This window comes from Pseudomonas sp. MIS38, from assembly GCF_019891575.1.
Lineage (GTDB): Bacteria > Pseudomonadota > Gammaproteobacteria > Pseudomonadales > Pseudomonadaceae > Aquipseudomonas > Aquipseudomonas putida_A.
The window spans coordinates 119,679-141,873 of record NZ_JAFLXF010000015.1; the positions used below are offsets into that span (position 1 = coordinate 119,679).

General features: G+C 58.7%; 20 protein-coding genes and 1 pseudogene. 10 read left to right on the forward strand and 11 right to left on the reverse strand.

Translation table 11 applies throughout. The annotated features are described in order from the left end of the window. Positions 1-234 precede the first annotated feature (234 nt). Entirely contained in the window at positions 235-510 is a 276-nt protein-coding gene (locus tag J1G18_RS18040; RefSeq protein WP_098967936.1) for a SinR family protein, read from the forward strand. Between the two features lie 49 nt (positions 511-559). Here the strand turns inward: J1G18_RS18040 and J1G18_RS18045 are convergent. Continuing rightward, a pseudogene (locus J1G18_RS18045) lies at positions 560-1,548 on the reverse strand (tyrosine-type recombinase/integrase); the annotation flags it as partial. A gap of 414 nt (positions 1,549-1,962) precedes the next feature. Between J1G18_RS18045 and J1G18_RS18050 the strand changes: the two are divergent. Continuing rightward, positions 1,963-2,211 (forward strand): hypothetical protein, encoded by a 249-nt coding sequence (locus tag J1G18_RS18050; protein WP_134785834.1) that lies wholly within the window; start codon positions 1,963-1,965, stop codon positions 2,209-2,211. 464 nt (positions 2,212-2,675) lie between these two features. Further along, positions 2,676-2,996 (forward strand): YbjQ family protein, encoded by a 321-nt coding sequence (locus tag J1G18_RS18055; RefSeq protein ID WP_027613311.1) that lies wholly within the window; start codon positions 2,676-2,678, stop codon positions 2,994-2,996. 66 nt (positions 2,997-3,062) lie between these two features. Here the strand turns inward: J1G18_RS18055 and J1G18_RS18060 are convergent, their stop codons facing one another. After that, entirely contained in the window at positions 3,063-3,341 is a 279-nt protein-coding gene (locus J1G18_RS18060; protein WP_027613310.1) for a hypothetical protein, read from the reverse strand. 239 nt (positions 3,342-3,580) lie between these two features. Between J1G18_RS18060 and J1G18_RS18065 the strand changes: the two genes are divergently transcribed. From J1G18_RS18065 to J1G18_RS18080, 4 genes are all read left to right on the forward strand, one after another. Further along, positions 3,581-3,769: a hypothetical protein gene (locus J1G18_RS18065; RefSeq protein WP_007960727.1), complete on the forward strand. Its 189-nt coding sequence runs from the start codon at positions 3,581-3,583 to the stop codon at positions 3,767-3,769. A 325-nt stretch (positions 3,770-4,094) separates the two neighbouring features. Next, the gene (locus tag J1G18_RS18070) at positions 4,095-4,463 is read left to right on the forward strand and encodes a glycine zipper domain-containing protein (protein ID WP_007960728.1); all 369 of its coding nucleotides are present in this window, start codon (positions 4,095-4,097) and stop codon (positions 4,461-4,463) included. 138 nt (positions 4,464-4,601) lie between these two features. Beyond that, the gene (locus tag J1G18_RS18075; RefSeq protein WP_027613308.1) at positions 4,602-5,027 is read left to right on the forward strand and encodes a YMGG-like glycine zipper-containing protein; all 426 of its coding nucleotides are present in this window, start codon (positions 4,602-4,604) and stop codon (positions 5,025-5,027) included. A gap of 123 nt (positions 5,028-5,150) precedes the next feature. Further along, positions 5,151-5,318: a hypothetical protein gene (locus J1G18_RS18080; protein WP_003223252.1), complete on the forward strand. Its 168-nt coding sequence runs from the start codon at positions 5,151-5,153 to the stop codon at positions 5,316-5,318. Between the two features lie 75 nt (positions 5,319-5,393). On the opposite strand, the gene J1G18_RS18085 is transcribed toward J1G18_RS18080, so the two are convergent. Further along, positions 5,394-5,822: a DUF6896 domain-containing protein gene (locus tag J1G18_RS18085; RefSeq protein ID WP_096797772.1), complete on the reverse strand. Its 429-nt coding sequence runs from the start codon at positions 5,820-5,822 to the stop codon at positions 5,394-5,396. Next, the gene (locus J1G18_RS28465) at positions 5,819-10,594 is read right to left on the reverse strand and encodes an RHS repeat-associated core domain-containing protein (protein WP_223008200.1); all 4,776 of its coding nucleotides are present in this window, start codon (positions 10,592-10,594) and stop codon (positions 5,819-5,821) included. The genes J1G18_RS18085 and J1G18_RS28465 overlap by 4 nt, the downstream gene beginning before the upstream one ends. Positions 10,595-10,840: 246 nt before the next feature. On the opposite strand from J1G18_RS28465, the gene J1G18_RS18095 reads away from it, so the two are divergent. Continuing rightward, on the forward strand, positions 10,841-11,536 hold the full coding sequence (locus tag J1G18_RS18095) for an HAD-IA family hydrolase (protein ID WP_027613306.1): 696 nt from the start codon (positions 10,841-10,843) through the stop codon (positions 11,534-11,536). A gap of 79 nt (positions 11,537-11,615) precedes the next feature. On the opposite strand, the gene J1G18_RS18100 is transcribed toward J1G18_RS18095, so the two are convergent. Beyond that, positions 11,616-12,362, reverse strand: a complete 747-nt coding sequence (locus J1G18_RS18100; protein ID WP_027613305.1) for a 3-oxoacyl-ACP reductase family protein — start codon at positions 12,360-12,362, stop codon at positions 11,616-11,618. A 126-nt stretch (positions 12,363-12,488) separates the two neighbouring features. On the opposite strand from J1G18_RS18100, the gene J1G18_RS18105 reads away from it, so the two are divergent. Then, positions 12,489-13,415 (forward strand): LysR family transcriptional regulator, encoded by a 927-nt coding sequence (locus J1G18_RS18105; RefSeq protein WP_223008201.1) that lies wholly within the window; start codon positions 12,489-12,491, stop codon positions 13,413-13,415. A 129-nt stretch (positions 13,416-13,544) separates the two neighbouring features. Here the strand turns inward: J1G18_RS18105 and J1G18_RS18110 are convergent, their stop codons facing one another. The 3 genes from J1G18_RS18110 to J1G18_RS18120 form a co-directional block, all read right to left on the reverse strand. Continuing rightward, on the reverse strand, positions 13,545-14,273 hold the full coding sequence (locus J1G18_RS18110) for an aspartate/glutamate racemase family protein (RefSeq protein ID WP_223008202.1): 729 nt from the start codon (positions 14,271-14,273) through the stop codon (positions 13,545-13,547). Positions 14,274-14,326: 53 nt separating this feature from the next. Beyond that, positions 14,327-15,865: an NCS1 family nucleobase:cation symporter-1 gene (locus tag J1G18_RS18115; RefSeq protein WP_223008203.1), complete on the reverse strand. Its 1,539-nt coding sequence runs from the start codon at positions 15,863-15,865 to the stop codon at positions 14,327-14,329. A 583-nt stretch (positions 15,866-16,448) separates the two neighbouring features. Then, positions 16,449-17,183: a phosphoadenylyl-sulfate reductase gene (locus J1G18_RS18120; RefSeq protein WP_003223260.1), complete on the reverse strand. Its 735-nt coding sequence runs from the start codon at positions 17,181-17,183 to the stop codon at positions 16,449-16,451. A gap of 163 nt (positions 17,184-17,346) precedes the next feature. On the opposite strand from J1G18_RS18120, the gene thrH reads away from it, so the two are divergent. Continuing rightward, positions 17,347-17,964, forward strand: a complete 618-nt coding sequence (thrH, locus tag J1G18_RS18125; protein ID WP_098967943.1) for a bifunctional phosphoserine phosphatase/homoserine phosphotransferase ThrH — start codon at positions 17,347-17,349, stop codon at positions 17,962-17,964. Positions 17,965-18,073: 109 nt separating this feature from the next. Here thrH and pabB read toward each other — a convergent pair whose 3' ends face one another. The 3 genes from pabB to J1G18_RS18140 all read right to left on the reverse strand — a co-directional run bounded on the left by pabB (position 18,074) and on the right by J1G18_RS18140 (position 22,194). Next, positions 18,074-19,417 carry an aminodeoxychorismate synthase component I gene (gene pabB, locus J1G18_RS18130; RefSeq protein ID WP_223008204.1) on the reverse strand — a complete coding sequence of 448 codons (1,344 nt, stop codon included), beginning with the start codon at positions 19,415-19,417 and terminating at the stop codon, positions 18,074-18,076. Between the two features lie 255 nt (positions 19,418-19,672). Continuing rightward, entirely contained in the window at positions 19,673-20,659 is a 987-nt protein-coding gene (locus J1G18_RS18135; protein WP_103484624.1) for an alpha-L-glutamate ligase-like protein, read from the reverse strand. Next, positions 20,659-22,194: an inactive transglutaminase family protein gene (locus J1G18_RS18140; RefSeq protein ID WP_007960894.1), complete on the reverse strand. Its 1,536-nt coding sequence runs from the start codon at positions 22,192-22,194 to the stop codon at positions 20,659-20,661. The genes J1G18_RS18135 and J1G18_RS18140 overlap by 1 nt, the downstream gene beginning before the upstream one ends. Position 22,195: the final 1 nt, after the last annotated feature.

A 22,195-nucleotide genomic window follows, 5' to 3' on the forward strand; every position in this document is an offset into this window, starting at 1 on the left:
GGTTTTGTGTTTTCAGGGGAGTAAAAAAGGCCTATATGGGAACATCCATGGGAATACGGGCTGCTTCCTACCTGCAGGATGACGCGCTAAGGGGCCTATTTTGGTGATAGTGGTTGTGCTCGTTGTTCATTCGTATCCGGGAAACGGATACTCAGCATCCTCAGCCGTAATGGCAAAATAGCATCCATAAGCTAGCCTGCCTCCTTGGGCATTTCGCCTAACAGGAGCGATTACATGGGTGTGTTTTTTATTGGCTACGATTTGATCAAGCCCGGGAAAGATTATTCAAAGATCGTTCCCGCGATTCAGAAGACCTTCCCGAATTACTGGCATTGCTTAGATTCAACATGGCTGGTTAAGACCGATCATACCGCTAAACAAATTGCGGATTATTTGCTCCAGTTCATTGACGGCAATGACCGGCTCCTGGTGGCGCCTATGTCTAAGGGAGCTGCTTGGACTGTCAGCTTCAATAAAGGCTGCCAAGACTGGCTTAAGGCAAACATGTGATAAAAAACCTGAGTACCTGCTCTAAATTCGGAGAGGGTGCTCAGGCGTCTTATATTTTGAGCGCATTTTGGAGCATGGCTATAACGTCCGGCCCATCCTCGTTAATCCATATTCCATAGTGCTGCCGGATCATATTCGCGCTGGTGTGGCCCATCTGTTCCGCAATCCAGTCAACCGATGCCACGCCGGTAGTCAGCAACTGGCTGGCATAGGTATGGCGGCACTGGCCCGGCCCACGATATCGAACGCCGGCCGCATTTAAGTGCGCTTTGAAGAACCTGTCCCTCACGACAAAGTCGCTGACGTGCGGCAGGCCGCTCTTGGTGTTGAGGAATACGAAGTGCAGCTTGTGTTTGCGGACTGTCTTGTTGTCCCGCTCAACAACGTCGACGGTGTCCACCGTTTTGAGCTGGTTGATCACATCCAGTTTGCGAAGGGCGTCCCACGCCAACAAACGCACCTTGCGCGTAGAGCGCCGAGTCTTCGTCACGCGATTGGCCCCCGCACCTTTGACCTGCGGAAAGTCACCGTTCCTTGTTTCAGATCGACGTCCTCCCACGCCAGTGCGATGGTCTCCGACACCCGTGGGCCTGCCCAAATCATGAACTGAACCATCAGCAGTTCCTGGGTGCGGTTGGTGCGTGTTTCGAGAATCTGCTCTATCTCCGCCCTGGTGAATGGATCCGGTGCGTCTGGATCGGGCAGACGCACGAATAACCCTCAGTCGGATCGTGCGCGACCTTCTGCCGTGTGCGGTAGAGTCTGAACACCTGGCGCACATTGCAGATGATGTCGCGGATGGTCTTGTTCTTCAGGCGCTTCGACAGCGGCCCCTGAATCCAGTCTTGCAGGTCCAGGTGGTAAATCTGATCGATTTGAATGTCATCCCAACGCGGCCGCCCGTGGACCTTTGCCTTGTTTTTGTACCCGAAAGAAGTCGCGGCCACGCTGTTGTTTTAGATGGTCAGCCCAGCTCCTAGTTAGTGCCCCGAAACTGTTCACAGCGAGCTTGGTCGACTCGGGAAAATGCCGGCGGTGCTGCCGGACGAGTTCCAGTTGTTATTCCCAATCTGCTTAGCAATCAAGTCAATCGAAGCACCGCACTTGGGTATGCAATTGGCTGGTATAGGTATGCGGGCACTGACCATGCAACCAAGTTCGCGAAAGGATGAAGAGGATTTTTAGTCAGCCAGTCTTTTTCATTTACGTAAGGCAGATCTGGCACCAGACAGGACCATGATTCGCAGGAGAGCACCAGCTCGTTTGAACACACTAAATATGTTGTTTGAGTTATGAATTTCTAGAGCATGAATGAGGCGACGAACGGTTTGTTTTCTACAGAGCTGAATCGTAATACCTGTCAAGTTTTACAGTATACAAATTTCTCCGTGCAGCGCCTTATCTGTGGGGACGGCGTAATTAAGCTTTTATATCACTTGTAAGGAGATCAATATGTCAGAGAGAAATGTCAAGGGGGTTGTTAAATCATTTTCGGAGATTGGCATCGTTTGGGGAAGTCCAGCGCAAAAATTTGCCATTATCAGTCCGGATGATGGGAGTAAGGATGTTGCCATCGCTATAGGAGAAAATTTTGATTGGAATACCGGAAAGCAATACCTTTCCGTTGGAGACAAAGTTAGTTATCTCGTAATGGATGGTCCATCGGGAAGAGAGCTTACAGGGATGCTAAAGAAAATATAATCTGTGCAGTTGAGTTCACGATTGCTATAAAAACTGACTGCGTGAGGTTGCAAATAAACGAACTGTACGATGAATGAGTTGAGTGTTCGCTACCTCTAATCTCAAGTATTGCCCAAGTGCTGAGCCGCCTATGAGGCGGCTTTTTACTAGCTAAATTTTAATGTGTAATATTTTAAAATTCCTACTTAGAAAAGTGACATCTCGCCCTATGAGTTGCACATTGTAGGACTTGTGCTGACACCAGGATTGGTGTGAACGAGCTGACTGAGGGACGCGGAGGGCGATAGAACGAGTTGGGGACTGGCGTGCTACAAAGGGGCGAGTCGGGCTTTTGCACTTGCACGCTCCGCCTTCGTCCTGCCTTTAGAATAATTCGACGTACAGGTTACACAGGAAGGGTTCGGCCTGATTCGCCATAGCGCATTACAATCCCCGCTTTATCCGTAGAAAAAAGGACTGTTCCCATGATCATCTCCACCACCCACGCCATCGAAGGCCGACAGATCACCGCGTACCTGGACATTGTCAGCGCGGAGTCGGTGCAGGGCGTCAACGTGATCCGTGACATGTTTGCCGGCATGCGCGATTTTTTCGGTGGGCGCTCGCAGACGCTGGAGCGTGCGTTGAAAGAGGCGCGGGTTCAGGCGACGGACGAGATCAAGGAACGGGCGCGGGCGTTGCAGGCGGATGCGGTGGTCGGGCTGGATTTCGAGATCAGCATGCCGGCGGGCAAGGGTGGCATGGTTGTGGTGTTCGCGACGGGTACGGCGGTCAAGTTGCGTTGATGCAGTCGCGGTGTTCAAGCGAGCCCATTCAGATGATGAATGGGCTTTTTGCTTTTCTGCTTTCGATCAGCCCTGTGGCTTGAGGATGACAAGCCCGTGGGCGTCATAGGTCAGGGGCGTATCGATTGCGACCATCGGCGGGGTGCCGGTGGAGGGCGTCGGATCGGCCGGCTGACTCGGGTGGTAGATAACGCCAGGGGTCAGAACCGGTTTGTCCGGGTAGGTGATGGTGATGTCGCCTGAAGCGAGCTTTTCCTTGAATTTTTCACCGGCGGCTTTGCCGGCAGCGATTTGTTCGTCCGTGAGTTTTACGACAGGCATTTCCGGGAATCCGTTGATTTTCATATTCTCTCCTTGAGATTCATTTGTATGAAAAAGGGCAACGGCCTGTGGTCGGGAATCTTTAGCGTTGTGAGATCAACGGTTGGTTCGGATGTTGAGCAGGTGTAGGCCATTCGTCGGGCATCGGTCTAACTGAACCACAAGTCCGGTAATGACCGGCTAGTCTCAAAAGCCTTGGAGGTCGATATTTTTTCAGGCAAAAGGGCTTTGCCGGTGTCGATCTATTGCAAAGGGGAGAGGCTATGACTGACCCGTATATCGAAGACGATGGAGCCGAATTTTCATTCAACAACTGTGTCCGTTGCGGCCAGACGGAGTACCAATCGGGCTTTGGCGAGGATCCGGTGCAGACCGGCAAGATCAAGTCCACGGCACCCAAGGGGCCGAAAGCCAAATTCCTTCCAAAGGTCTCGGCCCGCTCAAGAAAATAAAGTGAGACCGAACGACCCCGTCTATGAACGGGGTTTTTTATGCCTGCTGTTTATGAAAAGGAAATCTCCTACAAACTCTTGGACGGGGTTGGTGTTTTTCACAAACTTTTCACGTCCACGGACGTAGGGTGAAGCCATCCGTTAGAAAGCAAGTCTCCAGCCCGTCTCCCCAGCGGGCTTTTTTTTGCCTGCGATAAAACCTTTGGCGAAATCGCTGTCCAATCGGCGCCAAGTGCGCGGCGGCAGCTGATTTGTCTGGACTTCAGCGCGTCGGCAGCTTTCAATCTCGGCCCCTTTTGATCTCCCTATTTTTGAGGTTTTCGTCATGCGTCTAACATTGCCTGCTCTGGTTCTGGGGCTTCTGGTTGCTCAAGGTGCGGTCGCCGGTGAGGGTACTGCTGCACTCGGCGGCGGTCTGGGTGGCGCGCTGGGTAACGTGGTCGGCCAGAAGATGGGCGGCAGCACTGGCGCAGCGATTGGTGCCGGTGTTGCAGGCGCGGCGGGCAGTGCGATGGCTGCCGGCAAGGGCAGCCGCACCAAAGCGGCTATTGGTGGTGGTGTTGGCGCGGCCGGTGGTTCGGTGATCGGCAACAGCCTGGGCGGCCGGAATGGTGCAACCATTGGCGCCGGTCTTGGTGGCGCTGCGGGTGGTGCCGTCGGCGCTAACCTGTCCAAAGGTCACAAGCGTCACTGATATCGAACGTTTGTTTGTCAGAAAAAGCCCGGCTCGATGTCGGGCTTTTTCATGGCTGAACGTTTTCTCGAAAAGTGTCTCCAATCTGACATAGGCCCTATGGGCATACCCTCCCGATTCGGGAACTGTGAGGTTCAAATGCGCTTGTCATTGTCTGCACTGTTTTTCGGATTATTCATCGCTCAAGGTGCGATGGCCGCCGGAGATGGCAGCGCCGCCGTAGGTGGCGGTTTGGGCGGTGTACTCGGTAACGTGGTCGGTGGCCAGCTCGGTGGCAGCACCGGTGCCGCGGTTGGCGCAGGCGTCGGTGGCGCGGCGGGCAGCGCGGTCGGGGCGAATAAACACAATCGCACCGAAGCCGCCATTGGCGGTGGTCTCGGCGCTGCCGGCGGCTCAGTGGTCGGCAACAGCCTGGGCGGCTCCACTGGTTCGGCCATTGGTGCCGGTTTGGGCGGCGCAGCGGGTGGTGCGGTGGGCAACAACCTGGGTGACGACGGTGGCAGAGCTCATTCCGGTGGTGGTCACAAGCACAACAAGTACAAACATAAAAACCGCCATCACTGATTGAGTATTCGAAAACAAACCCGGCCTGGCGCCGGGTTTTTCGTTTCTGGCGGTCGGACACTGGAACGATTGGCTGTAAGGCTTTTCGAACGTTATACAACCCACCAGTCGTAGAGGTTTGCCATGACGCCCGAAACCGAAGGCAAGGAAGAAAAAGGCCCGAGTGGTCTGCCGTTTATCAATGATCCGGGGAACGAGGATCCGGGGTCGCTGATGGATGATGCGACGGTGCCGTTGAATGATGCGGATGAGGCAGATATGGAGTATGAGGAGGATGAGGATGAGCAGTGAGGGAGAGTAAGGTGGATAGAAAATTTTGATTTGTTTTTAAGGGCCTGAGTGAACAGGCCCTTTTCGTGGTCATGTTTAATCGGTTTCTTTTGAGTCAGCCCATACATACAGGTTACTGAAGGCTGACATTTTTTTGATTTTTTTTAAATTAAGATATTCTTCCAGTTCTTTTTTAATGATTTTTTCATCGCAATATTTCCTATGTTTAGATGGTCTTTCGCGGGCAAAATTGTATAGGCGCCAAGTATCAAATCCATTAATTTCACCGTTTGGACCATAGTCAAAATCTACGCTTCCTGTCGATAGATTGATGCGGCAGCCAACACCATGTAGTTCATATTTAACGCCTCGAGTGACTCTTCCTCGTCGCTTTATTGTCTTGGTGTACCAGAGCCGTCGAATGTCACGAGTGCCAAATTTGCGCTCAAATATCAGCGTGCTGGACTCCACCATGGAGATAAAGTCATTTATCAGGATGTCCAAAGCTTCATTTTGATCGCTCATCTTCTTCTCCGGTGCTCCAACCTGTCCAGGCCCACATTGTTTGCTGATTCCAATACATCTTCAATACTTCGTAGAGCTCCGTTATACGTTTTTAGATCTGTTATGAGTTTGATTGTCACATTGGTCGAAGTTTGTCGTGCAGCTGCTGCGCGATGGTGTCCGTCCAAGATATATAGGTTGCCGTCATGTTCTATTACGGTGATGGGATCGGTTGGGTCGTATCCGTTGCGCATTTTATTTTTATAATCCTCGACTGTCCTGGTTGAGGTTTTTCCCTCTATTGTATGTACACGCTTCAAAGTTTTCGGATCTATATTGTGAGCAATGGTCGGTAGTTTCGGCTCACCCTCGTCAACCTTAATCCCGCCAATCCCACCCGGTACTTCACACCCAGGCTTCTTCGGCGGCGGGCAGTTGGCATTCAACCCCAACGGATCCACCCATCCCGTCGGATTCGACACATACCGATACTGATTCAACCCACCCGCCAACTTGATGGGATCCGGCGTCAAATACCGTCCCAACCTCGGGTCGTAATACCGATGCCGGTTGTAATGCAGCCCACTTTCCGCATCGAAATACTGCCCCTGAAACCGCAGCGGCTGGTCCAGGTAGTCCTCGCCCGCGAGGGTGATCGCCGACACCTTGCCGTAGGCGTCGTATTGCGCCGACCAGACGATTTCGCCGCTGTAGTCGGTGAGTTCCTGCGGGGTGCCGAGGTGGTCGAGTTGGTAGTAGAACGGGCAGGCCTTTTTCGGACCTTTGCCGTCGAGCAGCGCCAGTGGGCGGAAGGTGCCGGGTTCGTAGACGTAGCTGCGGTGGTGGTTAGGGCCGCTTTCGGCGACGAGGTGGTCGCCTTGCCAGAAGAACTCGGTGGTCTGGCCGTCAACGGTTTTGCGGATGCGCCGGCCGAAGGCGTCGTATTGGTAGGTCGCGGTTTGACCATCGGCGCGGGTCAGGCCGATCAGGCGGTGCTGGCAGTCGTAGCGGTATTCGGTGACGAGTTGCTGGTCGCGGCCACGGCGCTCGCGGATCAGGTTGCCGAAGGCGTCGTAGTCGTAGTGCCGGTCGCCCTGCATCAGCAGGCGGTTGCCCTTGATCCGGGTCGGGCCGGCGCGGTCCTGCATCAGCAGGTTGCCGGCCGGGTCGTGGGCGAAGGATTCCGGTAGTTCGTCGCGCGAGTGACGCACGCGGATCAAGCGGTCGAGGGCGTCATAGCCATAGGTGCGCTGGCCGTGGCGGCTGTCGGCAATGTGCTCCAGATTGCCGTTGGCGCTGTAGGCATAATCCCGGCGATACAGCGAGTCGTGCTGATGACCTACAGCGTGGGCGAGTAAACGTCCCTGATCGTCGTAGGCATAATCGCTGCGCAGCAGGCCTTGCTGGCGTTGTTGTTCGCGACCGGACTGGTAGACGTGACTGGTCAGCCGCGTGCCATTGAGGTCGATGGCGGTCAGCGCGCCGCCCTTGGCGTAGTGATAGTCGAGCTTGCTGTTGTCCGGCAGACGCTGGCGCTTGAGCTGGCCGCAGGCGTCGTAGGTGTATCGCAGGGTGCCCCAGCCCTGATGCTCGGTGATCAGCCGGTCCTGCCGGTCGTATTCAAAGGCCAGTGGATGTTTCTGGCCGTCATCGACCCCGGTCAAACGGCCCAGGCGGTCGTAGGTGTAAGCCACCTCAACCCCGTCGGGCAGGGTTTTCAGCAGCAGACGCCCGGCTGCATCACGCACGTAGGCGGTGACCAGCGTCGAGCCGTCATCACCGAACTCGGTCTTCTCCAGCAGGTGCCCGTTGCGGTCGTAGGCGTAAGCGGTGCGCCGGCCGTCGAAGCCGGTTTCCTGTCGGATCAATCCGGTTGGCGTGTAGTCCAGCCGGTACTTTTCCCCGGACTCGTTCTCGATTTCCGTGAGCAGCAGTTGCGCATGGTCGTAGCGGTACTGCACCCGCGTGCCGTCGGGGTTGATCTTGCGCGAGACGAGGTGCAGGTCGTCGTCATACTCGTAGCGGGTGATGCGCCCGAGTTCGTCGCGCTCGGCAGTGACTTGGCCGTAAGCGCCATAGCTGTAGGCACGGGTAGCGCCCGTAGGAAAGGTCGTCTGAATTAGTCGGCCAACAGCGTCCCACTGCTGACGGGTGATCGCGCCGTGCTCGTCGCAAGTGGTCGTCCGTCGCCCCAGCGCATCGTAGGAAAAGCGCCGTACTCCACTGTCGGGCAGGGTTTCCTCGATCAGTTGCCCGAGGTCGTTCCACGACAACTTGTGCCGGCTGGTGTCCGGGTAGCGGATCGACAGCAACTGCCCGCGCGTGTCGTAGTAGTAATGGGTGACCTGACCGTCAGGATCGACCGCCTCGGTGACATCACCCTCGGCGTTGCGCCGAAACGTCCACACCGCTTCACCGCGAGAACGGCTGTGCAGGAAACCGTTGCGGTACTCGTAGGACGTTGGCTCATCGTCCGGCGGAAGCAGCGCGATCAGCCGTCCGACGTCGTCGTAACGGTATTCGGTGACCGCGCCCAGCGGATCCTGCTCGGCGATCAGCCGGCCCTGATCGTCATAAGCCTTGAGGTGCTCACCGCCATCGGCCGCGACCTTGCGCACCAGCCGTGCGCTGTCATCGTGGACGTAAGTTTCTTCGCTGCCATCGACGTAGTGCACCGCGACGCTGCCGTCATCGGCCCAGACGTAACGGGTGTCCATCTGCGCGAACGACGCCCAGTGGCGCACGCAACGCGCCGCCTTGCCCGAGCGTTCCCATTCCCAGAAGAAACTCGCGCCGCCGGTCAGTTGCCGCTGCAGGATGACGTGCTGATCGTCGTAGTCGTAACGCTCGCTGTCACCGACCGCGTTGGTCGCAGCCAACAACCGCTGACGGGCGTCGTAGCAATAACTGACCAGCGTTTGCTCGGTGCGCCAGCCATCAGCCTCAAGCACCTGGTAATCAACCGCGACCAGATGCGCCCGGTCGTAGCGCAACAACAACGACCGCCCGGCCCCGTTATCCAGGCGCTGCACACGCTCGGAAAAATCGCGATGCACCGTCAGACGATTGCCATACGCATCACTGACCGCCACCAGCCGCCCGGCACGAAAGTGATAAAACCGCGCTGTATCCCCGGCCAGCGCGAGGATCAGTTCCTCCGGCTCATCGCCGAGAAAAATCGCTGCCCGCGACAGGCTGTTGTGAATCTGCGGCCGCTCCACACTGGGCAACGGAAACCGCGTGCGGCGGTTCTCGTGATCGACCCAGATCACCGCCTCGCCATCGAACTCCAGCCGATGCGCCAGCGAGTGACTCCAGCCAAACCCCAGCCCGACATCGATTTCCACTGCGCTGGTGCGGTACAACCGGGTGAACTCGAACGGCAGCAGGCCATCGAGCGTGCCGTCGGTCAGGGTCAGCAGTTCTTCGCCGGTGACCATCGACACCGGACAGCCGTTGGTGCAGGTCAGCGGTGCGCAATCGGCGCTGTCGCCGTTGGGGTTTTTGGCCTGGTTCGAAGCATCGTCGCGGGGTTCGTGACGCTCCATCCGGGTGGTGTTCCGCGACTTTTCCCGCGCCATCGGCGCCGGATTCGGAACACTCAGCACGACCGAGTCGGCCTGGCGAATGTTCAGAGGGATCGCGGGTGTCGGCTTCAAAGACACATTGCGTGCATTGACCATCAATGGCTTCAACGCGCCCGCATGCTTGTTCAGATCCGCAGGGGAAGTCAGTTCGCTCAGGCGCAAGGCCGATGCGGCCAGCCATTGCCGAGCCCGGGGCGACTTGATCTTGCTCAGCACCTTGCTGCTCAGTCGCACGGGCACGCCAACGCCGCCGGAAACGCGCATCAGCAAAAAGCTGATCAACAACTCGACCCGGACTTCGGCCACTACTTCTGCCAGATACTGCGGCGGCAGCATCTTCAGCCAACTGGTGAACGCTGCCAGATGGATAAACAGCAACGGCTCGTCACTGAGGATCAGCAAGCCATTGGCGATGGCCTCGCCGGAGGCGTCGAGCAGCGCTTGCAGCTCGACATCGCTCAGGTACTGCAGGAGTTTTTCGCTGTTGGCCTGCAGGTCGGCGAGCAGGGCAAACAGCTGTTTAACGTCATCCCAGATGTCGTGCAGGGCTTTCTCGAAACCGCGCCAGTCGGCCTGTTGCAACTGCTGGTAACGATCAGCCAAACCGGCGCCGGAAAACTCCGCCCACAGCGGCTGAAACCCATCCCACTCCTGGCGAAGCCAGACCTCCAGCCCGTCCAGAATCTCTTCATAGGAGGCATACAGCGCTTGGATATGGGCGCTGGACACATCAGGAAAGAAGGTGATGCGATAACGCTGGCCCCGGTCGCAGTCGCGCACTTCCAGAATGCCGCTCGGGCCGATGGTATGGCGCAGCGGTTCACCGAAACTCAATACACCGTCGATTTCGCCGATCACCGGTTCCAGCATCACCGGGGTATCGCCGATCGGTACGAACCGCGCCGCCTCGAACAGGTGCACCAAGGTCAACGGGCCGCTGGCGGGGCACATGACCACCGGGGTCTGGATCGGCTGGCGGGATTTGACGGGCGCGCTTAGACGGACGTGGTCACCGACCTTGAACACCTGCTCGACATCCAGTGCCGTACCCGTCCAGAGCTGCTCGGCCCAGGCCTCGTAGTTGTTCAGGCACAGGCGGAACTCGCGGATCAGCGTTTCGAAGTCCGGGTGTTGCGGGTTCAGGGCGGCAACCACCAGCAGGCCGATGCTGTTGTTCAGGGCCAGGAGCCGATCGGTTTGGAACATTCGCAAGCACTCGCGCACGTGAAAGAGGTGCGCGGACTTTGCGGGGGATCAAAGTGGAAAGAAGTCGGGAAAGTAGGCGTTATCTGTAGGGCATTTCGCTAAATGTCAGCGAGTCATTCCACCGCCCGTAAACATTGCCCGTTGCTCAATGTCCGCTGGCCTCGCTATGCTGCTGAACCCATTAATCAGATCCGCGTAGCGGCGCCGGCAAGGCCGCCCGGGATGTTTTTGATAACGGATCCGATGATGAATGCACCGATGAAGACGTTTGGCCCGATCAAGGCCGTGATTTTCGACATGGACGGTTTGCTGCTGGACACCGAAGGTATCTACACCGAGGTCACCTCGCTGATTGCCGAGCGTTACGGGCGGACCTTCGACTGGAGCGTTAAACAGAACATCATCGGTCGTGGCGCCAATGATCTGGCGAACTACGTGGTGCAGGCGCTGGATCTGCCGATCAGCGCCGAAGAGTTTCTGCTGATCCGCGAACCGCTGATGCGCGAACGCTTCCCCAAGGCCCAGGCGATGCCCGGCGCGGAGGAGCTGATTCGCCACCTCAAGGCGCACAACATTCCGATCGCCGTGGGCACCAGTTCGTCGCGGCAATCGTTCGGCCAGAAAACCACCTTGCACCGCGACTGGTTTGCGCTGTTCGATTTCATCGTCACCGCCGACGACCCGGAAGTTGGCGCAGCAAAACCGGCGCCGGATATTTTCCTCACCGCCGCCCGGCGTCTGGGTGTAGCGCCTGAAGACTGTCTGGTCTTCGAGGATTCGCCGTTTGGCGTCACCGCCGCGAAAGCGGCGGGAATGACTGCCATTGCGATTCCCGACGCGGCCATGGCCGATGAAAAATACGCGCATGCCGACGGGATTTTGCGCACGCTCAAGGCGTTCACCCCGAGTGCCTGCGGTTTGCCGGCGCTGGAATGGGCTTGATCAGCCAATAAGCGCCGATAAAAAAACGCCGCCCTCTGTAAGGAGGCGCGGCGTTTTTTGTATCCGGGATTCAGCGCAATCAGGCGCCAAAACCACCGTCGATGGTCAGGCTGGCACCGGTGATGTAACCGGCTTCCGGGCCGACCAGATAAGCGACGAAACCGGCGATTTCATCGGCGGTGCCGTAACGACCGACGGCCATCAGCGGGATCAGGCTCTCGGCGAAATCGCCATGGGCCGGGTTCATGTCAGTGTCGACCGGGCCGGGCTGCACGTTGTTGATGGTGATGCCGCGCGGGCCCAGATCCCGGGCCAGGCCTTTGGTCAGGCCGACCAGTGCCGATTTGCTCATCGCGTACACCCCGCCACCGCCGAAGGGCATGCGGTCGGCGTTGGTGCTGCCGATGTTGACGATGCGTGAGCCTTCGCCCATGTGCTTGGCGGCTTCCTGAGAAGCGATGAACACGCTGCGCACGTTGATCGCCAGGGTCTGGTCGAAGTCTTCCAGTTTGAAGTCTTCCAGCGGCGCGATGGCCAGGACGCCGGCGTTGTTCACCAGAATATCCAGGCGGCCAAAGGCTTCGACGGTGGCGCTGACAGCATTGCGGATTGCGGCTTCATCGGCGCTGTCGGCCTTGATCGCCAAGGCTTTGCCGCCGCTGGCGGTGATGCTGTTCTGCAACTCTTCGGCCTTGGCGGTGGAGCTGACGTAGGTGAATGCGACAGCGGCGCCTTCGGCGGCCAGGCGTTTGACGATGGCGGCGCCGATACCACGGGAACCGCCTTGAATCAGAGCGACTTTGCCGCTGAGGTGTTGAGTGGTCATGTTCGATCTCCAGAAAATTCAAGGCGGGCTGCCTTGTAGTTGGAGCCGAGTATCGGCCTCGCATCGACAACCGTGTAGACCATGATTGCTATAGTCTGTGTAAACCAGAAGTTTATAGTGGCGATCATGGAAACTTTCAGCAGTATCGAATGCTTCGTGCGCAGCGCCGAAGTCGGCAGCTTTGCCGAAGCCGCCCGGCGCTTGAGCCTGACCCCGGCCGCCGTCGGCAAGAGTGTGGCGAAGCTCGAGGTGCGGCTCGGTGTACGGCTGTTCCAGCGTAGTACACGCAGCCTGACCCTGACCGAGGCCGGTCAGCTGTTTTTGAGTCAGGTCAGTGGCAGTCTGACGACGATTCAGAATGCGGTGGCCAATCTGGCGAGTGTGGAAGGGCTGCCGGCGGGGACGTTGAAAGTCAGCATGGGCACGGTATTCGGGCGCTTGTACATCGTGCCATTGCTGCAAGAATTTTTACGTCGGTTTCCGGCGATCAACCCTGACTGGCATTTTGATAACCGTCAGGTCGATTTGATTGGGCAGGGTTTCGATGCGGCGATTGGCGGCGGCTTTGAATTGCCCCAAGGCGTGGTCGCACGCAAGTTGACACCCGCACATCGCGTGTTGGTGGCGTCTGCTGACTATCTGCAAAAGCACGAAGCGATCGCCGAACCTGATGACCTGCAACGTCACGATGGCATCCTGATTCGTTCGCCGCAAACCGGTCGAGTGCGCTCCTGGCAGTTGATCAGTGGCCGCAGTCAGCTCTGTCAGCCCTTGACCCTCAAGACGCGAATGACCATGAGCGACTCCGAAGCCGCCTGCGCTACGGCAGCACAAGGGCTGGGCATCGCGCTGGTCAGCATGCCGTTTGCCGTGGGTTACCTCGAGGCGGGCACATTGCAGCGCGTGCTGCCGGACTGGTACATCGATGACGGCAACATTTCGATCTACTACGCCGAGCATAAATTGTTGCCGGGCAAGACTCGGGCGTTTGTCGATTTTGTGATTGAGCAATTTGCGCAGCAGGGGTTGGCTCGGCGGTTCAGTGCTTTCTGAGCAAGACGTGGCACCGAGTTGACCCATTCGCGAGCAAGCCCGCTCCCACAGGGGATTTTTCAACGCCACAGATCCAATGTGGGAGCGGGCTTGCTCGCGAAGAATACGACTCGGTATTCGTCTGTGAACTCAGCGAGCAAACCGCTCCGCCCAGCCAATAATCTGCTTCGGCCGTGGTGTCGCGTAAGTCCGTACCTTGGACGTCGACAACCCCAGCCGCACCAGCGATTCAGCAATGGTCACCGCTGCCGTCACGCCATCCACCACCGGCACCCCGGTGCGGCGACGAATCTGTTCATCGAGCCCGGCCATGCCGCCGCAGCCCAGACAAATCACCTCGGCCTTGTCCTGGATCACTGCCAGTTCCGCCTGCTGCACGATGGCTTCCAGTGCCCGTTGCGGCTGGTGTTCCAGCTCCAGCACCGCCAGGCCACTGGCCCGCACCGAGGCACAGCGATCCCACAGGCCCGAAAGTTTCAGCCGATCTTCGATCAGCGGCACGGTGCGATCCAGCGTGGTCACCACCGAGTAGGCGTGGCCGAGAAACATCGCGGTGCTGGCGGCGGCGTCGGTGATGTCCACCACCGGTACGTTGAGCAGTTCCTGCAAACCTTCGCGGCCGTGCTCGCCATAGCCGGCCTGAATCACCGCGTCGAACGGTTGGTCATAGGACATCACCCTGTCCATCACGGCGATGGCCGCCAGATAACTTTCAAAATTGCCTTCCACCGAGTCGGCGCCGAAGAACGGTGTCAGGCCGACGATCTCCGTACCGGCAGACGCGACGGCCTGCGCCGAGCGGGCGATGGCCTGGGTGATGGATTCGGTGGTGTTGACGTTGACCACAAGAATACGCATGGGAAGTCCTTATTGCGGGCAGTTCAGCGGCCCAAACCCGGGCCGCAAGGAAGTTAATGGCTGACGTTGTCGACGGCGATCGATTCGCCGCTGACGTCGGCGTAGTGCGGCTGACGTTTGGCGATGATCAGGTAGAGCATCGCGGCAATGCCGGCGCCCACCAGCCAGGAGAACGGCGAGATGCTGTGGAAGCCCGGCACCAGCGCCAGGACAATGGCGATCAGCGCTGCCGGAATGAACGCCGCCACCGCGCGGAAATTCACTCCGTGGCTGTAGTAATAGGCGCCGTTGGGGTCTTCGCTGTACAACTGCGGGACGTTGATCCGGCCTCTGCGGATCAGCCAGTAGTCGACCATGATCACCCCGTACAGCGGGCCGAGCAGGGCGCCGAGGCCGGAGAGGAAGTACACGATCACCAGTGGGCTGTTGTAGAGGTTCCACGGCAGGATCAGCACGGCGATGGTCGCGCTGATCAGCCCGGCGCGGCGGAAGGTCAGGTACTTCGGCGCCAGGTTGCTGAGGACGAACGCCGGGGCGACGAAGTTGGCCATGATGTTCACCGCCACGGTGACGATCAGGAACGCCAGGCAACCCAGTACCAGGAAAAACGTGTTGGGGATCGAAGCGATGATTTCGGTCGGGCTTTCGATGATCCGCCCGTTGATCTGAAATTGCGCACCGCAGAGCAGGACGGTGATGGCGGCGAATACCAGTATGTTCACCGGCAGGCCCCAGAAATTGCCGACCTTGATGGTCTTGCGGCACGGCGAAGAACGCGCAAAGTCACAGAAATTCAGGATCAGCGTGCCGTAGATCGCCAGCCACAAGGCGCCGCCGGCAAAGATGTTGCGCCACATTTCGCCACCGCTCAGCGGTTCGCGGATCGACCAGGCAATGGTCGCGTTGGCCTGGGTGTACATCCACGCGGCGAGGGCGGCGACGGTCAGCAGAATCACCGGGCCGGCAAAAGCCTCGTAACGGCGAACCATTTCCATGCCGTAGGCGAGAATCGCCAGCTGCACGAACCAGATCGCTACGAAGCACACCCAGCCCAGCGTCGACAGGCCGAGAATCGAGTTGTGGTCGTAATCGGCGAAACCGGGGTGAATCGCCGTCAGCAGCACGCGAAACACCACCGACGCCAGATACGTCTGAATGCCGAACCAGGCGATGGCGATCACCGCGCGAATCAACGCCGGAATCTGCGCGCCGTGGATGCCGAAACTGATCCGGCTGATCACCGGAAACGGCACCCCGGTTTTCTGCCCCATGTAGCCGGACAGGTTCATGAAGAAGTACACCAGCGCCGCGCCGATCCCCAGCGACAGCAGAATCTGCCAGCCCCCCAGGCCCAACGCATACAGCCCGATGGCGAACGAGTAGTTGGCGATGTTGTGCACATCGTTGGTCCACAGGGCGAAGATGCTGTATTTGCCCCAGCGCCGACCTTCGGCGCGGGTCGGTGCCAGGTCGCTGTTGTGCAGGCGCGGGCTGAGTTGTAACGGTTGAGCCAGACCCGCGTCGGGCAATGGCTGGTCGAGGGCAGAGGCGGGCAGATTCAGCGCGATGTTGTTGGAGAGACTTGTACGCATTCCGGCAGGCTCCTGATGGGCGGGGCCGCGATGACTGTGCATGAGCTCAGTGCTCGACAAATCTTCGTCGCGGCCAGCAGACATCACTGGTTACGGGGCATCTGCAGCCTGTACGGGATAGGGCGCTTCAGGCTTGCGGATCGAAAGTGTGGATTGATGTTTTGCAGTTTTGTATACAAAACATGTATGCACCAAAGCCAGATCTGTGCCAGTCAGCGATCTATGGAGCGCTGTGCTCATTTCGAAAAGTTATCGATGAGCGCTAAGTGTTTGAAAATAATTGGTTATAAATTGACCGATTGAACAGGTATTTATTTTTTGCGGGGGATTTTTCGGAGGTGGCAGAGCGCAGGGGAATTCAGCAGGGATGTAACTTTTCAGGGCGTGAAAGCAAAAAGTGCACACATAAATGGCACCGATGGTGACATTCGTGTGTACACATTTTTTTTCATGGCACCACGAAGCAAATGTGGGAGCGGGCTTGCTCGCGAAGGCATCTTCCCAGTCAACAAATTCGCTGACTGACAGACCGCTTTCGCGAGCAAGCCCGCTCCCACAGGGGGGGACATCATTGGGGCGATATTTACGCCTTGCTGATGATATTCCCCGCATGCAGCCCGCACTCTTTCTGCGTCGCTTCTTCCCACCACCAGCGGCCTTCGCGCTCGTGCTGGTTCGGCAGCACCGGGCGGGTGCATGGTTCGCAGCCGATGCTGATAAAGCCGCGTTCATGCAGGCTGTTGTACGGCAGTTCGAGCATGCGGATGTAACCCCAGATCTCTTCGCTGGTCATCTGCGCCAGCGGGTTGAACTTGTACAGGGTGCGTTCGGGCGTGGAAAACGCGGTGTCGATTTCCAGCACCGCCACGGCGCTGCGGGTGCCCGGGCTCTGATCGCGGCGCTGGCCGGTGGCCCAGGCTTTGACGCCGGACAGTTTGCGGCGCAGCGGTTCGATCTTGCGGATGCCGCAGCATTCGCCATGGCCGTCCTTATAGAAGCTGAACAGGCCTTTTTCCTTCACGAACGGTTCCAGCTTCGTGTAGTCCGGCGACACCAGTTCGATATCGATCTTGTAGTGCTCGCGCACCTGATCGATGAAGCGATAGGTTTCCGGGTGCAGGCGGCCGGTGTCGAGGCTGAACACCTTGACGTTCTTGTTCAGCTTCCAGGCCATGTCCACCAGCACCACATCCTCGGCACCACTGAAAGATATCCACAGCTCGTCACCGAACTCGGCGAACGCGAGTTTCAGGATGTCCTGGGCGGATTTGTTGGCATAGGTCGTGGCGAGTTCCACGACATCGAACGTTGGGCTCATCAGGGCGGCTTCCTACAGGTCGGTGGCGCTGGGCGCTCTATATGGCGGCGATGGTAACAAAAAGCGGCGGAGTAGGGTGTGCCCGCTGCGTTGCGCGGTGGCGGGGGAGTCGCTAGAGTTCGGGCTCGCTCGACTCAATAATCACTACAAACGGGAGTGTCTTGTGGAAATTGCTTGCCTGGATCTTGAAGGGGTACTGGTGCCGGAAATCTGGATCGCCTTCGCCGAAAAAACCGGAATCGAATCCCTCAAGGCCACCACCCGGGACATTCCCGATTACGACGTACTGATGCAGCAGCGCCTGCGCATCCTCGACGAGCACGGCCTGAAGCTCTCGGACATTCAGGAAGTGATCGCTACCCTCAAGCCGCTGGACGGCGCGGTGGAGTTCGTCGACTGGCTGCGCGAGCGCTTCCAGGTGGTGATTCTCTCGGACACCTTCTACGAATTTTCCCAGCCGCTGATGCGGCAACTGGGCTTCCCGACCTTGCTCTGCCATCGCCTGATCACGGACGACAGCGGGCGAGTGACCAGCTATCAATTGCGTCAGAAAGATCCCAAGCGTCAGTCGGTGCTGGCGTTCAAGAGCCTGTACTACCGGGTAATTGCGGCGGGGGATTCGTATAACGACACGAGCATGCTGGGCGAGGCGGACGCGGGGATTCTGTTCCATGCGCCGGACAACGTGATTCGCGAGTTTCCGCAGTTTCCGGCGGTGCATACGTTTGTCGAGTTGAAGCAGGAATTCCTCAAAGCCTCAAACCGGGATTTGAGTTTGTAATTACAACATTGTGGCGAGGGAGCTTGCTCCCGCTCGGCTGCGCAGCAGTCGTAAGATTTTGGGGAGCGCTTCGCACTCCAGCGGGAGCAAGCTCCCTCGCCACAAAAAGTTATAGGTTTTGCAGGGTATCGAGGAGGATTCTGACCTTGGTAATCGACTCCTGATACTCCGCCTGCCAGTCCGAGTCGGCCACGATCCCGCCGCCACCCCAGCAGCACACCTGCCCATCCTTGACCAACAGACTGCGAATCGCGATGGAACTGTCCATCTCGCCGCGTACGTCCAGGTACAGCAACGAACCGCAATACAAACCGCGCCGGGTCGGTTCCAGTTCGTCGATGATCTGCATCGCACGGATCTTCGGTGCGCCGGTGATCGAGCCGCCGGGGAAGCTGCCAGCAATCAGATCCAGCGCATCGCGATCCTCGGCCAGTTCACCGGTCACGCTGCTGACCAGGTGATGCACATTCGGATAGCTTTCCAGGCTGAACAGCTCTGGCACTCGCACCGAACCAATCCGGCAGGTGCGGCCGAGGTCGTTGCGCAGCAGGTCGACGATCATCAGGTTTTCCGCGCGATCCTTGGGGCTGGCCAGCAGTTCGGCGGCGTTGGCGGCGTCTTCGGCCGGCGTCAGGCCACGCGGGCGGGTGCCCTTGATCGGGCGGGTTTCCACTTGGCGCTGGCTGACTTTGACGAAGCGCTCCGGCGACAGGCTCAACACCGCGTCGCCGTCGGGCAGGCTCTGAAAACCGGAAAACGGCGTCGGGCAGGCCTCGCGCAACGCGCAATAGGCCAGCCACGGATCGCCCTGACACGGTGCGCGGAAACGCTGGGCGAAGTTGACCTGATAGCAGTCGCCGGCCTGGATGTATTGATGAATGCGTTCCAGCGCCTGGCGATAGTCATCGGCCGACAGATCGGCGGTCATCGGCGTGTCCAGCTTGAACGGCGTCAGCGGCGCTGAAGTCGGTTGGCTGAACAGCGCGATCACCCGTTGCCGCTCGCTGTCGGCCAGTGACGGGTGAAACACCAGTTGGCTGGTGGCGGTCTGGTGATCGCTGATCAGCGCCCAGTCGTACAGGCCGAACCGCGCGTCGGGCAATTGCAGATCATCCCGGGCCTGGCTCGGCAGGTGTTCCAGATGCCGGCCAAAGTCGTAGCTCAGGTAGCCGATCAGGCCGCCGGCGAATGGCAGGTCATATTCGCCAGGCAACTGCGCCTCGCCCAGACGGCTCAGATTATCACGCAGGCGTTGCAGGAAAACGCTGCCGCTTTCGTCGGGCAACACCGCCAGTTGTTCCAGCGGCCAGGCGCTGAGCAGATCATAACGGCCACGGTCGGCGCTCGGCCGGCCGCTGTCGAGCAGCACGGCGCCGGGTGCATGGCGGATGGCCGCGAAGTAGTCGGCGGGGTTGGCGCGGTAGGGCAGCGGGTGTACGGAACAGGTCAACATGGGCGGGGCAGATCGGCCATCGAGGCGGGGTGGGGATTGTAGTCCTCTCGGCTGCCAGATCAAAATCAAAAGCTACCCCCTCACCCCAGCCCTCTCCCCCAAGGGGGCGAGGGGGAAAGGGGGCGGATCTTCATGCTTTTCAAGTTCTGAGTTCGACTCGAACTTGCAGGTCGATGTACTTCGAGCATCCAACACGGTCAGTCCCCTCTCCCTCCGGGAGAGGGCTAGGGTGAGGGGCTCTTCAGCTTTTCAGCTTCAGCCCTCGACCGCCGGAATATGCCCAAACATCTCCTGAGTAAACGCCACCCGTTCTTCAACTGACTCCGTCACCCCACGCGCCTTCAGCTCTTCCAGATGCGCCTCGACCGCGTGCGTACGCTGGGTCAGCCCGCAATCGTTGGCAATCTGGATATTCAGCCCCGGTCGCGCATTCAGCTCGAGAATCAGCGGGCCTTTCTCCTGGTCCAGCACCATGTCCACGCCGATGTAACCCAGGCCGCACAGCTCATAACAGCCGGCGGCGAGTTTCATGAAGCCGTCCCAGTAGGGCAGTTGCACGCCGTCCACCGCGTTGGTGGTGTCGGGGTGTTTGTTGATGATGTTGTTCAGCCAGGTACCGCGCAGGGTCAGGCCGGTGGCGAGGTCGACACCGACGCCGATGGCGCCCTGGTGCAGGTTGGCCTTGCCGCCGGACTGACGGGTCGGCAGGCGCAGCATGGCCATCACCGGATAGCCCATCAGCACGATGATGCGGATGTCCGGCACGCCTTCGTAGCTGATGCTCTTGAAGATCTGGTCCGGAGTCACCCGGTATTCGATCAGTGCGCGGTCGCGGTGACCGCCCAGCGAATACAGGCCGGTGAGGATGCTCGAGATGTGGTGTTCGAGTTCTTCATGGGCAAGGATCTTGCCCGAGACCGTGCGATAGCGGCCCTCGAAGCGGTCGGCGATGACGATGATGCCGTCACCGCCGGCGCCCTGGGCGGGCTTGATCACGAAGTCGTTGTGCCCGCCGATGATCGCGTCGAGCTTGTCGATTTCCTTCTCCGTGGAGATCACGCCGTACAGCTCCGGCACATGAATGCCGGCAGCGATGGCGCGCTCCTTGGTGATGATCTTGTCATCGACGATCGGGTACAGGCTGCGCTTGTTGTATTTGAGCACGTAGTCGGCGTTACGCCGATTGATGCCCATGATGCCCCGCGCCTCCAGCGCCTTCCAGGTCTTCCAGAAACCGAACATCAGGCGTCAGCCTTCTTCAGGAAAGCCTTGAAGCGCACCAGTTCGGTCAGGCGATAACCGCGATAACGCCCCATCGCCAGCATGAAACCGACCAGAATCAGCAGGATCGCCGGGAAGGTGAACACGAAGTACACCAGCTCCGGCACGGTCATGATCAGGTGTGCCAGCGAGGCGGCGAACAGGGTGCCGATCGCCACTTTCATGGCATGGCTGGCGCCACGTTCTTCCCAGGTGATCGACAGGCGTTCGATGGTCATGGTCAGAATCACCATCGGGAACAGCGCCACCGACAAACCGCGCTCCAGGCCGAGTTTATGGCTGAACAGACTGATGGCGGCAATCAGCACCACCACGAAGGTCAACACTACCGACAGGCGCGGCAGCATCTGCAGCTTCAAATGTTCCAGATACGAGCGTAATGACAGGCCCAGCGCCGTGATCACGGTAAATAGCAGGATGCCGAAGCCCAGTTGCGTTTCGCGGAAGGCCAGGGCGATCAGCACCGGGGTAAAGGTGCCGAGGGTCTGCAGGCCGATCAGGTTGCGCAGGATCAGGATCACCAGCACGCCGATCGGGATCATCACCATGATCATGAACGTTTGCTGGGTCTGCAGCGGCAGGCCGTACAGCGAGTATTCGAGGAAGTTGGCGTCGGTGTTTTCGTCGGTCAGCTTGGCCAGACGAATCGCGTTCATCTCGCTGTTGTTCAGGCTGAAGGTCACGTTGGCTTTCTTCGCGCCCTCGATGGTGATCAGGTTTTCATCACCGGTCCACCACAGCAGGCGGTCGGTCGGCAGGCCTTGTTCGCCGGTTTCCGGGTTGAAGTACAGCCAGTCGTTGCCGTTGAAACTGCGCAGCCACAGTTCCGGGGTTTGCGGTTGATCGGCGACGAGGCGGATGGTGTGGACTTTTTCCACCGGCACGTGAGCGATCGACAGCAGCAGTTCGACGATCTTCGCCTTATGCGGCGTCGACGGGTCGCCGGCCAGCAGCAGTTTGACGTTGTCATCGTTGGCGTTGTTGACGCGTTTGATCGCTTCGCCGATGAAGGTTTCGACGTCGGCCGAGTGCTGGCGGATCGGCGCGAGCAGGGCTTCGGCGGCGATTTTTTCCGGGCCTTCGATGGCGATGCTGTCGCGGAAGGTCGGGCCTTTGATCTTGGATTTTTCCGCGGTGTAGCGCTTGGTCAGCACCAGACGGTAATAAAGGGTCTGGTTGCCCTTGGCCCGGCGCGCCGACCAGGTGACCTTGCGGTTGCCGTCGACACGGTTGACCGCCACGCCGTAGTTATTGGAGATAAAGCTTTCGTTGAGGCTGACGTAATCGCGGCTCAGGGGTGGCACGAACATCTGGACCTTCACCGGGTCCTTGGTGCTGGCGACGAACTCGACTTTGGCGTCGATGTTCCACAAGTCGTCGGTAGCGTCTTCGGTCACCGGGATGCCGAGCACGAAAATCTGATAGGCCGTAACCGAAACGCCCAGGAGCACCAGAATGGTGATCAGGATTTTCAGGTGGAAGGTTAGAGAACGCATG

Excerpts from the sequence above, each read along its gene's own strand:
- J1G18_RS18140 (WP_007960894.1), bottom strand. The coding sequence starts at position 22,194 with ATGCGTTCTCTAACCTTCCACCTGAAAATCCTGATCACCATTCTGGTG.
- J1G18_RS18085 (WP_096797772.1), bottom strand. The coding sequence starts at position 5,822 with ATGAGCGATCAAAATGAAGCTTTGGACATCCTGATAAATGACTTTATC.
- J1G18_RS18070 (WP_007960728.1), top strand. The coding sequence starts at position 4,095 with ATGCGTCTAACATTGCCTGCTCTGGTTCTGGGGCTTCTGGTTGCTCAA.
- J1G18_RS18095 (WP_027613306.1), top strand. The coding sequence starts at position 10,841 with ATGAATGCACCGATGAAGACGTTTGGCCCGATCAAGGCCGTGATTTTC.
- J1G18_RS18060 (WP_027613310.1), bottom strand. The coding sequence starts at position 3,341 with ATGAAAATCAACGGATTCCCGGAAATGCCTGTCGTAAAACTCACGGAC.
- J1G18_RS28465 (WP_223008200.1), bottom strand. The coding sequence starts at position 10,594 with ATGTTCCAAACCGATCGGCTCCTGGCCCTGAACAACAGCATCGGCCTG.
- J1G18_RS18065 (WP_007960727.1), top strand. The coding sequence starts at position 3,581 with ATGACTGACCCGTATATCGAAGACGATGGAGCCGAATTTTCATTCAAC.
- pabB (WP_223008204.1), bottom strand. The coding sequence starts at position 19,417 with ATGTTGACCTGTTCCGTACACCCGCTGCCCTACCGCGCCAACCCCGCC.
- J1G18_RS18105 (WP_223008201.1), top strand. The coding sequence starts at position 12,489 with ATGGAAACTTTCAGCAGTATCGAATGCTTCGTGCGCAGCGCCGAAGTC.
- J1G18_RS18040 (WP_098967936.1), top strand. The coding sequence starts at position 235 with ATGGGTGTGTTTTTTATTGGCTACGATTTGATCAAGCCCGGGAAAGAT.
- J1G18_RS18080 (WP_003223252.1), top strand. The coding sequence starts at position 5,151 with ATGACGCCCGAAACCGAAGGCAAGGAAGAAAAAGGCCCGAGTGGTCTG.
- J1G18_RS18115 (WP_223008203.1), bottom strand. The coding sequence starts at position 15,865 with ATGCGTACAAGTCTCTCCAACAACATCGCGCTGAATCTGCCCGCCTCT.
- J1G18_RS18075 (WP_027613308.1), top strand. The coding sequence starts at position 4,602 with ATGCGCTTGTCATTGTCTGCACTGTTTTTCGGATTATTCATCGCTCAA.
- J1G18_RS18055 (WP_027613311.1), top strand. The coding sequence starts at position 2,676 with ATGATCATCTCCACCACCCACGCCATCGAAGGCCGACAGATCACCGCG.
- J1G18_RS18100 (WP_027613305.1), bottom strand. The coding sequence starts at position 12,362 with ATGACCACTCAACACCTCAGCGGCAAAGTCGCTCTGATTCAAGGCGGT.
- J1G18_RS18110 (WP_223008202.1), bottom strand. The coding sequence starts at position 14,273 with ATGCGTATTCTTGTGGTCAACGTCAACACCACCGAATCCATCACCCAG.
- J1G18_RS18120 (WP_003223260.1), bottom strand. The coding sequence starts at position 17,183 with ATGAGCCCAACGTTCGATGTCGTGGAACTCGCCACGACCTATGCCAAC.
- J1G18_RS18050 (WP_134785834.1), top strand. The coding sequence starts at position 1,963 with ATGTCAGAGAGAAATGTCAAGGGGGTTGTTAAATCATTTTCGGAGATT.
- J1G18_RS18135 (WP_103484624.1), bottom strand. The coding sequence starts at position 20,659 with ATGTTCGGTTTCTGGAAGACCTGGAAGGCGCTGGAGGCGCGGGGCATC.